Raw genomic sequence first — 13,705 nt, forward strand, 5'->3', positions numbered from 1 at the left:
TAGTATTATTTTAACATCTTTTTTGAAATCCCCTATACATTCTTTATCAGTTTTGAACAATTTTTTCAAAATAAATGATCATTTCCTGCCATACATGACTATTAATCCACCAAATCTCTCTTATATATTTCTATGACTTTTTTCATCGCTTCCTGCCCTGGTGCGCCAATTGTCATTCTTTTTTCTACACAAGTTTTTAAGCTAATGGCATCATAGATATCTTTTTTGAAGACAGGACTGATGGCTTGATACTGGGCAAGACTCATATCGTCAAGGGCAATTCCTTTTTCAATGCAAAACAAAACCAGCTGTCCCACAATTCCATGGGCATCACGAAAAGGCACTCCATGATTGACCAGATAATCCGCCGCATCGGTTGCGTTGGTGAATCCATTTTTCGCACTTTTCTCCATTATATCGTTTCGGAATGTCATAGAAGAGATCATTCCAGTAAATAAGGCAAGACTCCCCTTTACCGTATCAATGGCATCAAACGTAAGTTCCTTATCTTCCTGCATATCCTTATTATAAGCAAGAGGAATCCCCTTCATTGTGGTAAGCATGGAAATCAAAGCACCATAGACTCTGCCGGTTTTGCCTCGAATTAATTCTGCTATATCCGGATTCTTCTTCTGTGGCATAATACTGCTTCCAGTGCTATAAGAATCATCAATCTCTACGAACCGATATTCATTGGTATTCCAAATAATAATCTCTTCACAGAATCGGCTCAAATGCATGGCAATCGTTGACAATGCACTTAAGAGTTCTATGAGATAATCCCGATCAGATACAGAATCCATACTGTTTCTTGTTGGACCATCAAACCCTAAGAGTTCTGCTGTAAATTCCCGATCCAAAGGATACGTAGTTCCTGCCAAAGCGCCAGATCCCAAGGGACAGGTATTCATTCTTTTTCTTATATCATGAAGCCTAGAATAGTCCCGGTCAAACATCTCATAATAAGCACCGATATGATGTGCCAACGTAATAGGCTGTGCTTTTTGTAAGTGGGTGAATCCTGGCATATACGTATCCAAATTTGCTTCCATAAGCCTTACCAGCTCTTTCCGTAACTCTTTCAATAAAGAGGAGAGTTCGTCAATTTCATCTCTGGTATACAGTTTCATATCAAGAGCAACCTGATCGTTTCTACTTCTTCCTGTATGAAGCCGCTTTCCTGCTTCCCCAATTCTCTTTGTTAATTCCGCTTCAACAAAGGAATGAATGTCTTCATGTTCCGCCGTAATCGCAAGCACTCCGCTTTCTAAATCTTTGCTAATTTCCTTTAAACCTTCTATAATCTGTTTTCCATCTTCTTCCGATATAATTTCTTGCTTTTTCAACATTTTTACATGTGCAATGCTTCCTTCGATATCCTGGTGGTAAAATTTCTGATCAAAGGATATGGATGCATTAAAATTGTGCACTAGCTGGTTGGTCTCTTTTGTGAAGCGTCCGCCCCATAATTTCATAATTCTGATCTCCTCTTTTTCGATTATTTGTTTGTATGACTCCGCATCGGTTTGCGTCTACGTTTCTTGTTCCTTGTCCCTACGGCAATCAGAAGCAATATTAGAACACTAACCGAAGTTATGATTGCTCCGGTATTTAGGCCCTGAGGCATATATTCTAAGGTAATAGCATGCGTTCCTGCTGTTACGTGAACACTTAAAAATGTATCAAATAACTTATAAGGCTCTACTTCCTTTCCATCCACTTTGATGGACCAGCCTTTATCAAATGGAATGCTCAAATACAAAAGGCCTGCCTGGTCCGCATTAACGGTACCTTGTATCCTCGTATCAGACCAACGGGTTAACTTTAACGGATTCTTATTTAAAATCTCATACACAGATTTTAGTCCTTCGGGTGATAACCGATAGGACTGTGCCACAAGATCTTGTTCATTGTCATTGTTATTTAATGTCACCGCTTCCCCTGCCTTTAAAAATCCAAGGTCAAGTAAATATCCCCGGTTCACATTATCAAAGGTCTTTGTCTCTTCTCCTAAAACCGCATATACCTTTTCTACTTTTTTATTGTTTACAGCCACATAATAATCTCCATCCTGATCGGGAGTAAAGGTATATTTGGTTCCCGTTATCTCTCCTGTGACTTTGGAAAGGACCGGATCTGCACCTAGTACAACGGAAAAATCATTCTGAACATCAGCTGGGTTGGACAAATCCAGTTGCCAGTTGTTTTCCAGATCATACGAAACCATAAATCCCAAGGATAGTGCATAGGGGTTCTCCCGAAGCTGCAAGTCCTCTTCCTTGGTGATTAATTTGGAATATCCATCTTCTTCATCCGAATAAATAAAGTATTTCACACCAAACAAGGCATCCACAAGGGGGGTACTTCCTGTTATGCTATAAGCATTGGTGGAACTTTCACATCCTATTTTTTTAAAAAATTTTGATAGATCTGCATTGGCTGTTGATGAAAATAAGGATACCGTGGGAAAGTTAAGCCACGCCCCATCATTCTTTGTCTTATAGGACTTTTTCTTCACCCTGTAAAAAGAATCGTTGGGAACCAGCTTTGATGCCAGATCCCTAGATGTCTGATTATCGGATACATAATTGATCCGACTCGTTGTCGTTACGCTTGTAACCGTGGTATTCACTGCTGCTTCTAAAGAAACCAGTCCAAGAGCAAGTAGTACAAGCATATTCCTGCTTCTTCCTTTTTGATACAGCCAGATCATTCCTGCATAACAGGATAGAAAAATAATGGAAACATAAAATACAGAAAAATGGTAGGCATCATCTGTAATCAATTTCTGCGCCATCAAAACAAAAATCACGGAGGCAAAAAAAGCAGTTACGACATGCTTCCAGGGAATGTGATCCAAATGAATGTATGCATGATAACATGCTGCCAATAATAGGAAAATATAAATAAACGACTGTCTACAAGGCAAGCTGTTGGGAAAGTGAAATCCATGCCAGATAAAGTTTAAAACATTAACGGAAAAACTAGCAAAGAAAAAAAGGATTAGCGAACACACAACAATCTTCTCTTTCTGACGGATCCTGTCACAGCCCAAATAAAGAAGAAAGAACATTAAAACTGCGACTCCACAGTAAATATTAGGCCAATGATCCAATCCAATCTCTGTCTCAACCGCGGGAAGATGTCTGGCAAGCATATCAAAAATGGAAAAATACGCACTAAACGTCTGGGGAAAATTAAAATCCCCTGACGCAGTCATCTGCAATGCATAAATCTCTGGCAGCAGGACAACAGCGGAAAGGCCACCTGCAAGCAGAGAATAGAGTGTAAAGTTACCTATGTGTAATCCCGTTTCTTTCCATGGCTTTTTCCCTTCTAATACAAGAAGTGAAATAAAATATAATACCATAAAAATACATATCATAATTGATATGTAATAATTCGATAAAATTGATAACCCCAAAGTTATGCAGTAAAGAAAACACTTTTTCTTTCTAACCAGTCGCTCCAGTCCAAGCATAATAAGGGGGAACAAAAAAATGCAGTCCAGCCACATAATATTCCAGCTATAAGCTGCCATATACCCAGATAAAGCATAAAAAACCCCAAAGAAAGCCACCCCAAAATCATTGGTTTTATAATGTTTGCGCAGATACCATGCAAAGGTCAGCCCACTCAACCCAATCTTAAATACAATCATATAAGTCATGAACTCTATTATATATTTAGAGGGGCATACAATTAAAAACCAGTTTAAAGGGCTTGCAAGATAATAGGAATAAAGAGCCGCAAAATTAACTCCCATACCAATATCCCAACTATACAATAAACTACCGCCATGGGCGAGTTTATATCGAAACTCAGAAAAAAACGGTGCATATTGATGGTACATATCCGTTCGTAGAAAACTCTCTTCTCCAAAAGGGAAGATTCCTCTCTGCGCAAATATGATGATCATAACAACCATTGGTACAAAAAAAGCCGCTATCAGTCCGTCCGAAGACTTAATCAAGCAGGTTTGCTTATGGTCCGGTTTTTGATGCATTCTTTTTTTTCGAAAGGATGCCTTCTCTTCCTCTTGTTCCAATTCCGGTTCCACGATTTCTAAAACGTGTTTTCTTACATCTGCCTCTTCTACCAAATCAGGCTCAAAGTCAGGCTCTATTCCCACACCAGAATCTTCCTTCTCAAAGTAGGACTCTTCATACAATTCTTCCATCCCTTCCACGGGAATATCAAGATGTATCTTTGGCATCGAATTTAAATCAAGTTCAATTGAATCCTCTTTGTCATATCTCTCTGTTTGGTGCTGCTGCTGTTCTTCTTCCATACTCTTCTCTTTTGGTATGGAGTTCCTTTTCTCTGTTGTCATTCTAAGCATATCCTCAAGTTCTTTTGAAATCTTTTCAATCTCGTCATCGTGTTCCATTCCATCTACCTCTCTTTACAGGGGTTTTTCCTCACTCTTTCGAAATATGAAACATTTACTGAATATATAGTTTACAATCACAACTGCTATGGATACCAGTACTTTACTTATATATTCACCCATATGAAGTAAGGAAACCATTATCACCATAAGAAACATCTCCATGATACCAGAAGCTACACGGCATAAGGTAAAGGAAACCATTTCCTTTATCACATATTCCATGCGTCGTTCATAACTTTGAAATACATAAATTTTATTTACACCAAAAGCAAACAGAACAGATACCAACCAGGCTATAGCCGTTGCAATCCGATAATCGATTCCAGACTTTATCATGGCACCGTAAACCACCCAGTTTACAACCGTTGTCAACACACCAAATATCAAATAAGATATGACTTCCCGGTTCATGACCTTGTCCCATATTTTTTTAATCATCTTCAGTTCTCCTGTTCCATTGTATCCCTCTATTGTATTATAGGGATTCGTAATTGTAAAGGGAATCTATGGCTGGTTTTCCAGAAATCCCTGGGCTCCATTGGTGTATTGAACTTTATCGTCATCGGTTATAAAAACCCCGTAAATATCATCCATAGAATTAATTAGTTCCATGCCTTTTTTTAGTCCCATGGAAAAACAAGTCGTAGATAACGCATCCCCATCTATGGACAACTTCGATATAATGGTAACAGAAACCAGACCATTCTCGTAAGGATATCCACTCTTTGGATTAAGGATATGGTGATAGTTAATTCCAGCCTTTACAAAATGACGTTCATAGACCCCGGAAGATACCACTGACATATCATCTATAATCAAGGTTTCAATGGTCTCATTTCGATCCGCATAAGGTTTTTGAAGCCCTATTTTAAAAGGGGACCCATCCGGTTTTTTTCCAACACAAAGAACATTTCCACCCAGATTTATGACTGCACTTTGAACCCCTTGTTCCTGTAGATAATCCTTCATTCGGTCAGCAATGTATCCTTTTGCAATGGCACCAAAATCAATCGTAGTATCTGGGGATAAAAAAGTAAGAGTATCATCCTCTAATTTTAACTTTCTATAATCCACTTTTTTTACGGCTTCTTCTATGTCTTTTTGTGGTGGGACCACTGGATTTTGAGCTGTAAAGTCCCATAGGGAGGTCAAAGGTTCTACCGTAAAATCAAAGTCTCCGTTTGATACTTTAGAATAATAAAGCCCCCTGGATAAAAGAGCCGCCACATCCGGTGATACTTTTATAGATGTTGCCTCCTTGGATCTGTGATTGATCCGATAAACTTCACTTCCTTCAATGGTCGTACTAAATATATTTTCATAGGAACGACATAAATCCATGGATTTTTTCAAAATCTCGGGATCGTCTTTATCATATAAGGTTACCGTTACAAATGTATTTAACATAAATCCTGATTTCGTAATCGGTTCTATCTTCCGCTTGCAGCCAGTCAGCATTAAGGCAGTTAGGCCGACAAACAAGAGTATGATTTTCCCTTTTTTCATTGTATTTCCTCCATGTTTTTCTTTGCCCTTTGTGCATGCAACAAAAACATTTCCCGAACGCCTTCTAATTCTCCCATACCTTTTAACCGGCAAGTTACTTCATATCCATCTTTTTCTAACTGGCTTTTCCAGGAATCTGCATCTTTGCCTGCCATATCATTATGTGCATGATCCCCAGAAACAACCATAAGAGGCTGTAGAATTACCTGTTTGGATACTTTTTTATCTATTTCCTGCTTCACCATTTCAAATGTAGGTACTGCTTCCACTGTTCCCACATGACAATTTAAATATCCTTTTGTCTTTAAGACATCCGCAAGATGTGAATAGGTACGATTCGCTTCATGTTCTGTCCCATGACCCATGAATAAAATCTCCGTTCCTACTTCCATGTATTCCTTTGTATCCTCAATCAATATAGAGACTAGGGATAAGTAATCTTTCTCATCGGTTAGGAGGGGCATTCCCATCTCGATCTTATCAAATCTATGATTGTATTGTTCGACTACACTCAAAATTCGATCATATTCTTCTCCTCCCATAACAAGAGTTGGTTGTATGATCACTCGTCTATATCCCTTTAAAACCAATTTCTCCAGAGCTTCCGAAACTCCATCAATCGAAAGATTGTCCCGTTCTTTTAATTTCTTAATTATGATACGGCTGGTAAAGGCTCTATAAAAATCATAATCCCTAAATGTTTCTTGCAAAGTTTTTTCTATGGCTTCAATTGTTTTCTTTCTGCTTTCATTGTAACTTGTCCCAAAACTAACTACTAAAATCGCCTGTTTCATCCTTATACTCCCATACTAACTAATCTTTTTCTTGAATACCATATCACAGATGAAATTTACTGTCAAACGCCTTTTCACGCACCATAGGCGCAAAACCAAAAGGTTCTGCGCCTACAATACACATTGCAAATATTTCAGGAGATTATTAAAAATCTACCTCTTTATCATAGTAACAACAGGTTAACAATTTCTCCATCTCCGCCGGTGTAACCGGTCTGGGATTGGAGCCGGTGCATGCATCACCAACAGCTAACTCAGCTACTTTCGTTATTTTGTCATTGAACTCTTTCTCGTCAATGATTCCTCCTTCATATTCCTTAATACAGGTAGGAATACTCAGTTTTTCGTTCATGGAACGGACTTCTGCGATTAATGCATCTACCAATTCCTCATCGCTATTGCCTTTTAAACCAATGAAACGAGCAATCTCACCATAACGTATTAACGCTTCTGGATTTTTCGAATTAAATTTAATAATTTTTGGAAGGTACATTGCATTGGCACAACCATGAACAATATGACCTCCTGTATAAGCAGCTCCTGTTTTATGAGCCATTGAATGAACGATTCCTAACAAAGCATTGGAGAATGCCATTCCTGCGAGACACTGTGCATTATGCATACGGTCACGGGCATCCATATCTCCATGATAAGAATCAATTAAGTCATTATGTACCATCTTGATCGCATGAAGTGCAAGAGGATCGGTATAGTCACAATGAAGCGTGGAAACGTAAGCTTCAATTGCATGAGTCAATGCATCCATACCAGTATGTGCAGTCAATTTCTGAGGCATCTTTTCTGCCAGTTCTGGATCTACAATTGCAACATCCGGAGTTATGTTAAAGTCCGCAAGCGGATACTTAATTCCCTTGTTATAGTCTGTAATTACACTGAATGCCGTCACCTCAGTTGCAGTACCCGAAGTCGATGGGATTGCACAGAATCTAGCTTTCGTTCTTAATGAAGGAAAATTAAATGGAATGCAGAGATCATCAAATGTGGTATCTGGATATTCATAGAATGTCCACATTGCTTTCGCTGCGTCAATGGGAGAGCCTCCACCGATTGCGACAATCCAGTCAGGACCAAACTCCTGCATCATCTGAGCGCCCTTCATAACGGTCTCCACGCTTGGGTCCGGTTCAACCCCTTCAAACAGTTTCACTTCTATACCTGCATCTTTTAAATAAGTTTCAACCTTCTCAAGAAATCCAAACCGTTTCATCGAACCACCGCCGACTACCACGACTGCCTTACTTCCTTTTAAATTTTTCAGTTCTTCTAAGGATCCTTTTCCGTGATATAAATCTCTCGGTAACGTAAATCTAGCCATTTTAACACCCTCCTCATAAGTTTCAAATTCCTACTATAAATATTGTAGTCTATGTGTACAAGAATTTCAAAGGTAAAAAAATATATATCAGTATATAGATACTGATATATATTTAACAGTCTTATTCTGCCCATTCTCCTTTTACCTCATCAAGCTGGTATAAAAATTCTTTATCCCAATCCGATAAGGAATACCCTTTTCGATAGATTAAATAATCACAATAAGACTTCGTATTCTTTTTACATGGATATTCGACCAACTGATACCTGCAAAGAATCTCTGAAGGCATCGGAGACACCCACATGTATGTGTTTGGATTTTTCCACAAAAGGTCAAACTGGCTTCCTCTTTCAAACACATAAATCCGTTTTTTAAATTCTGTCTCTCCTTTTTTTCCTGTTTCTTCTCTTCGGCTTCTGATTCCATCCCCATGAACAATTTCAACGAACGGGATCAGATCCCCTGGTGTTATCTCTTCTTTGCCTGACAGTGGGTGTTCTTTGGACATAAGAAGCCTCGGAGCGTATTCAAAAACCGGTTCCATAGAAAGCCCCTTTGACCCTATCTCTTTCTCAAAGAATTTCTCTGTTCCAGACTGATATCGAATAATTCCTAAATTATATTCCCCTGTTTCTACCGATCCTATGGTATCTGCTGAATTGGTCTCCCGAAGCCAGACATTCATACTGTTTTCTCCTCCGATTTTATAAATAAACCTTGAGAATGCAGCACTTAAATAACTTGCTCTTGGCATGGAAAGGGAAAACTCTACGCCGTTTTCCTGATCTGTTTTGTAAAGGTGCTCCATCTCATCTATCTGAACCAGTACGCTTCTTGCATGCTCCAGAAAAATTCTTCCTCTTGCCGTTGGCACCACCCCTTTTGAGGTACGTTTAAATATGGGCGCACCAAGACTCTCTTCTAAGGTTTTAATTGCCTTACTAAGATTTGGTTGTTCCATATATAGGTTGGCCGCCGCCTGGGTAATGGATCCCGTTTTCTCTACTTCTACGGCGTATTGCAACAATACAGTATTCAATCTTATTCCTCCTTCGTATACTGCAAGCCTTTCTTGTCTGTCTCATAAAGATATTTGGATAATGCCGCAAGAGAGACTGCCATATTCTCATTCTGCACCAATACATGAGGCGGAACGGATAGATGAATCGGTGCAAAATTCCAGATCGCTTTCACGCCTCCTGCTACCAAAAGATCACATGTTTCCTGGGCAAACTGGGCAGGTACGGTGATAATTCCTATGTGTATATTCATCCTCTGACATAGATTTACCATTTTATTCGTGGGCAGAACCATCTTTCCACCAATTTTGGCATCTACTTTTCTGCCATCCGAATCAAATGCCATAACAATTTCTACTCCATACTGTTCAAACCCTTGATAAGAAATGAGCGCTTTTCCCAAAGATCCCACCCCCACTAATGCTGCCTGATTGGTATTGTGAAATCCTAAAAATTCTTCTATATCCAGGATTAAATCACAGACCTGGTACCCCATCTTCGGTTTACCAGCTGTCTTTGTCACCATAGCCAAATCTTTTCGTACCTGCACCTCATTAAGCTGTAAATCCAATGCGATGACTGGAGCAGATATGTTCTTACACCCTTCCCGGCTTTTCCGTTCCAGGTAATGATGATAGATAGGAAGCCGTTCCAGAGTTTTTCTGGAAATCCCTCCAACCATATGTTTTTTATCTCCCATGAATGTACACCCCGCCCTTCTTAATACATCAAACTACGGCACCTTAAAAAGGCGGAAAATATTTCCTGTCTTCTGGGAAGTGCCAAGTCAGTCGGAAGATACCCGCCTTCTGCTAAAGAAGCCAATCCATCGTTTTTGATTTTCAGTTCCAGTTCGTCAACGATCTTTCCCAGTGTCTTTTTCCCGTCAATCAAGTTTTTACCACCGTATTTTAAAAGATATCCAAGTGCTGCAATTTGTTCCGCATCCACAATCTGCTCTACGCACCGGAGGTCAATGATTTCTTTGTCGATCTGAAGACTGTCCCGTCCCAGTATCTTTATTTTCCCCCGATCATCTTTTCCGCCCGTGCGCAAAAGAGTCGGAATATGAAGGGACGTTAATTTTTTCATTTCCCTTAATCCGGTCTTATCCTCATAGGCTTGCGCTGTCTCTTTTGCAAATGCAGTGATTTCCAAAGGAACATAAGCATCCATCTGGATCACTAAATCTGCTACATGAAAAAATGCTCCGGAACTGCCCGCTACCAAAACAGTGGAAATTCCTTCTTGTTCATACAAACCTCTGACTCTATCGATAAATGGAGTAATGGGTTCTTTGTCTCTTTTAACTACCTGCTGCATCAAACGATCGCGAACCATAAAATTAGTAGCACTGGTATCTTCATCCATTAAAAATACACCAGCCCCACTTTCTACTGCTTCTACCACACCAGCTGCCTGGGATGTACTACCACTCGCATCTTCGGTACAAAAATGTATGGTATCCCGTTTGTTTGGCAAATTACCAATAAACAGGGAAATGTCTGTCTGTTTTACGCTTCTTCCATCTTCTGCTCTTAATTTCACCGCAGAGGAATCCGTTACCACCAGTTCTCTCCCGTCTCCCAGGATGTGATTGTATACTCCGCTTTCCAGCGCTTCCAAAAGGGTCGACTTTCCATGATATCCACCGCCTACAATCAAAGTCACACCTTTTGGAATCCCCATTCCTTTTACGTTTCCTCGTATGGGCAAATTCATTGACACTTCCATACTAGGGGGAGACTCAAATGCAACGGCTTGTTTCATGGGTTTCTTTGAAACACCAGAACATCTTGGAAGAATAGAACCATTTGCAATAAAAGCAATCAAACCTTTTTCAGACAGTTGTTCCCGTAACGCAAACTGATCTTCTGAAAGCTGTATCCCCTGTTCTACTTTTTCTTTTCCTTCTATAGAATAGTTTCCAAAAACACATGACTTCTTCACACATATTGGTAGAAAATCGAATAAAATATGGATCAATTCCTGGGAATCAATGGTCCTTCCTCTGGCTGGGAACCCTGCCTCCAACCGCACTAAGATGCTGCCATTGTTTTCATCTACCGAACAGGCGGTCCTTTTTAGTATTTCCTGACCGGGGTGACTCACAGAAAGGAGTCCACTTTTTCCTGACCCCTTCGCCCGAAAGTTAAAAGGCTCTATCTCCTCTCCAAATGTTCGCAACAAGCAATCTTCCAAAGCTAGTTTCTTATAAAATTGGTCAAAATAAGAGGTCGGGAATCCTGCCTTTTTCCCATCAATCAGAATGCTGATTCTAGAGGGAGAGGCAAACGGATCTCCCTGAACATGATCAATGGAAAGAATATAATCCGGAAAGCGGTACGTTCCTTTCGCTCCTTTATAGGCTGGATATCCTTTATGGTCAATGGAACGAAGAAACTGTCTCAGCTCTTCTGATTGTTTCATTCCCCTTCCTCCCGTCTGCTTTCTTTTTCTCTAATATCCGTTAGTAACATCGCATCACCAAAACTAAAAAAACGATACCGTTCTTTTATCGCCTCTTCATAAGCATGTAGAACATGCTCCCGTCCTGCTAAGGTTGAAACCAGCATAACAAGGGTTGATTCTGGCAAATGGAAGTTCGTAATCAGACAATCCAGGATTTTAAACTGATAGCCGGGGTAGATAAAGATTTCTGTCCAACCAGTTCCCGCTTTAATCAAACCTGTTTCTGTTGCCGCAGACTCTACCGTCCGGCAGCTTGTTGTACCCACACAGATAATACGGCCGCCCTGCTTTTTGGTGGCATTTATCTTCTCTGCTTCTGACTCTTCTACGACATAGAATTCGGAATGCATGTGGTGGTTTTCAATCTCGTCCACTTTAACCGGCCGGAACGTTCCAAGCCCAACATGAAGCGTTACGTGAGCGATGGTTACGCCTTTTTGCTCGATCTCTTCTAAGAGTTCTTTTGTAAAATGCAATCCAGCGGTAGGCGCTGCTGCAGATCCTTCGTGTTTGGCGTAGACTGTCTGGTACCGGTTCTTATCCTGAAGCTGGTGTGTGATATAAGGAGGCAGGGGCATCTGTCCAAGCTGATCCAAAATTTCTTCAAAAATACCTTGGTAAGAAAACTGAATCATCCGGTTTCCTTCTTCCACCACGTCTACAACCGTTCCCTTTAATAAACCATCCCCAAAGGAAATTACAGTTCCGACTTTTGCTTTCTTTCCCGGTTTTACAAGCGTCTCCCAAATATCGTTTTCTTTCCTTTTTAATAGAAGAATCTCAATTTTAGCTTCTGTTCCTTCTTTCACGCCAAAAAGCCTTGCTGGTATCACCTTTGTGTCGTTAATAACAAGACAGTCTCCCTGTTTTAAATAGGAAAGAACCTCTCTAAAATGTCTATGTTCAATCTCACCTGTTTCTTTATCCAAAACCAGAAGTCTGGAAGCTGAACGGTCTTCTAGTGGATCTTGTGCAATCAGTTCCTGAGGTAAATCAAAATAAAAATCTTTCACGTTCATGTCTATTCATTTTCTCCTTTACCAAAAATGCTCCTCTGCACGGTGCTACGCAGAGAAGCATCTTTCTTTAACTATTGTTGGATTCATCGACTGATTCAGCAGCCGTCTCCTCTTCCCCATTCATCAGTGTATGGTAAACTGCCAGAAGATTCTCATCAGACTTTAAAGCCTTTTGCAGACTTTTGTTTACCTCTTTTGCAATTTTCTGCACTTCATCCGATTGATTTGCTTCTTCCATACTCTGTGTTTCTTCTGTATTGGTATTAACAACCAGATAACAGCTTCCATCTGGGGCAGTCTTTCCGTAGCATACAATCATCGTAGGGGCTAACGTATCCGCCTGTCTGAATTTAATATCAAATCTGGCGTAAATCACATAATCTCCATCTGCGACTCCGGGAGTCGTCAAACATTCCAGATTTTCAAAATCCTGATAAAACTTTACTTCTTCTTCAAATTTGGCCTTTTGTTGTTCTAATTCATCTTTTGATACTTTTTCGCCGTATACTTGAGAGAGTGTCTCATAGTCACAGGTTTTTCTTGCTTTTAAATAAGCTTCCATTAAGTCATGGATTTCAGGAACTGCCTCTTTTTGCAGTTTTACTGCTGTTTTAGACGGTATGGATTCTGATTCTTTTTGTGAATCAACTGTCTCTGAAACAACCGTATCCTTATCATTACTAACTTCTTTCGGCTTATCTAATACAACTACAACAATCATCAGTACAATTACAGCCAATGGAATCGCAAGAAATTTGAGAAATCGTTCCATTTCCGCTTTCGGAAGCTTCTTCCATTTTTCCAATAAGTCCTTCATATAGGCTTGACCTCCTAGAGAATCGATCTCCTCTCCATTCTAACAAAAAAACAGCCAAAAATCAACAAATAACTATTGCGCTTTAAAACAATTTATAGTAGAATGTAAAAGATGCATCTGTAGCTCAGTGGATAGAGCAGTGGCCTCCGGAGCTGCGTGCGTAGGTTCGATTCCTATCAGGTGCACTATTTTTTTATTTGGAATCATTCACTAAAAGCCCTTATTTTATAAGGGTTTTCTTACATTTATCGTCTTTACTTAATCTAAGCTAGTTCCCAGATTTCACTATTTATTACTGGTTTTTGCTGATTATTGCTGAAATATAAGTAGTAAATAAGTGGTCAAAAAT

General features: G+C 39.8%; 11 protein-coding genes and 1 tRNA gene. 1 reads left to right on the forward strand and 11 read right to left on the reverse strand.

All coding sequences use genetic code 11. From position 1 onward, the window contains the following. Positions 1–101 precede the first annotated feature (101 nt). From argH to EFT72_RS06115, 11 genes are all read right to left on the reverse strand, one after another. Positions 102–1,475 (reverse strand): argininosuccinate lyase, encoded by a 1,374-nt coding sequence (gene argH, locus EFT72_RS06065; protein ID WP_124066019.1) that lies wholly within the window; start codon positions 1,473–1,475, stop codon positions 102–104. Positions 1,476–1,498: 23 nt separating this feature from the next. Beyond that, positions 1,499–4,390: a YfhO family protein gene (locus tag EFT72_RS06070; RefSeq protein ID WP_124066020.1), complete on the reverse strand. Its 2,892-nt coding sequence runs from the start codon at positions 4,388–4,390 to the stop codon at positions 1,499–1,501. A gap of 15 nt (positions 4,391–4,405) precedes the next feature. Continuing rightward, positions 4,406–4,831 (reverse strand): GtrA family protein, encoded by a 426-nt coding sequence (locus EFT72_RS06075; protein ID WP_124066021.1) that lies wholly within the window; start codon positions 4,829–4,831, stop codon positions 4,406–4,408. A gap of 66 nt (positions 4,832–4,897) precedes the next feature. After that, complete coding sequence (locus tag EFT72_RS06080; RefSeq protein ID WP_124066022.1) at positions 4,898–5,899, reverse strand: FAD:protein FMN transferase; 1,002 nt, start codon at positions 5,897–5,899, stop codon at positions 4,898–4,900. Next, a complete protein-coding gene (locus tag EFT72_RS06085; protein ID WP_124066023.1) occupies positions 5,896–6,693 on the reverse strand; it encodes a sirohydrochlorin cobaltochelatase in 798 nt (265 codons plus the stop codon). Before EFT72_RS06085 ends, EFT72_RS06080 begins: the two co-directional genes overlap by 4 nt. 145 nt (positions 6,694–6,838) lie before the next feature. After that, positions 6,839–8,029 carry an iron-containing alcohol dehydrogenase gene (locus EFT72_RS06090; protein ID WP_124066024.1) on the reverse strand — a complete coding sequence of 397 codons (1,191 nt, stop codon included), beginning with the start codon at positions 8,027–8,029 and terminating at the stop codon, positions 6,839–6,841. A gap of 121 nt (positions 8,030–8,150) precedes the next feature. Further along, on the reverse strand, positions 8,151–9,068 hold the full coding sequence (locus EFT72_RS06095) for a LysR family transcriptional regulator (protein ID WP_124066025.1): 918 nt from the start codon (positions 9,066–9,068) through the stop codon (positions 8,151–8,153). 2 nt (positions 9,069–9,070) lie between these two features. Continuing rightward, entirely contained in the window at positions 9,071–9,748 is a 678-nt protein-coding gene (locus EFT72_RS06100) for a redox-sensing transcriptional repressor Rex (RefSeq protein WP_124066026.1), read from the reverse strand. 20 nt (positions 9,749–9,768) lie between these two features. Then, on the reverse strand, positions 9,769–11,478 hold the full coding sequence (locus EFT72_RS06105) for an ABC-ATPase domain-containing protein (protein ID WP_124066027.1): 1,710 nt from the start codon (positions 11,476–11,478) through the stop codon (positions 9,769–9,771). After that, entirely contained in the window at positions 11,475–12,539 is a 1,065-nt protein-coding gene (gene queA, locus EFT72_RS06110; protein WP_124066028.1) for a tRNA preQ1(34) S-adenosylmethionine ribosyltransferase-isomerase QueA, read from the reverse strand. Before queA ends, EFT72_RS06105 begins: the two co-directional genes overlap by 4 nt. A 67-nt stretch (positions 12,540–12,606) precedes the next feature. Beyond that, on the reverse strand, positions 12,607–13,356 hold the full coding sequence (locus EFT72_RS06115) for a hypothetical protein (protein WP_124066029.1): 750 nt from the start codon (positions 13,354–13,356) through the stop codon (positions 12,607–12,609). Positions 13,357–13,469: 113 nt separating this feature from the next. On the opposite strand from EFT72_RS06115, the gene EFT72_RS06120 reads away from it, so the two are divergent. Further along, positions 13,470–13,541 (forward strand) — tRNA-Arg (locus tag EFT72_RS06120). Positions 13,542–13,705: the final 164 nt, after the last annotated feature.

The organism is Clostridium sp. E02, assembly GCF_003833015.1.
In the GTDB taxonomy this organism is placed as follows: domain Bacteria; phylum Bacillota; class Clostridia; order Lachnospirales; family Lachnospiraceae; genus Lacrimispora.

Excerpts from the sequence above, each read along its gene's own strand:
- queA (WP_124066028.1), bottom strand. The coding sequence starts at position 12,539 with ATGAACGTGAAAGATTTTTATTTTGATTTACCTCAGGAACTGATTGCA.
- EFT72_RS06100 (WP_124066026.1), bottom strand. The coding sequence starts at position 9,748 with ATGGGAGATAAAAAACATATGGTTGGAGGGATTTCCAGAAAAACTCTG.
- EFT72_RS06070 (WP_124066020.1), bottom strand. The coding sequence starts at position 4,390 with ATGGAACACGATGACGAGATTGAAAAGATTTCAAAAGAACTTGAGGAT.
- EFT72_RS06080 (WP_124066022.1), bottom strand. The coding sequence starts at position 5,899 with ATGAAAAAAGGGAAAATCATACTCTTGTTTGTCGGCCTAACTGCCTTA.
- argH (WP_124066019.1), bottom strand. The coding sequence starts at position 1,475 with ATGAAATTATGGGGCGGACGCTTCACAAAAGAGACCAACCAGCTAGTG.
- EFT72_RS06105 (WP_124066027.1), bottom strand. The coding sequence starts at position 11,478 with ATGAAACAATCAGAAGAGCTGAGACAGTTTCTTCGTTCCATTGACCAT.
- EFT72_RS06090 (WP_124066024.1), bottom strand. The coding sequence starts at position 8,029 with ATGGCTAGATTTACGTTACCGAGAGATTTATATCACGGAAAAGGATCC.
- EFT72_RS06085 (WP_124066023.1), bottom strand. The coding sequence starts at position 6,693 with ATGAAACAGGCGATTTTAGTAGTTAGTTTTGGGACAAGTTACAATGAA.
- EFT72_RS06075 (WP_124066021.1), bottom strand. The coding sequence starts at position 4,831 with ATGATTAAAAAAATATGGGACAAGGTCATGAACCGGGAAGTCATATCT.
- EFT72_RS06115 (WP_124066029.1), bottom strand. The coding sequence starts at position 13,356 with ATGAAGGACTTATTGGAAAAATGGAAGAAGCTTCCGAAAGCGGAAATG.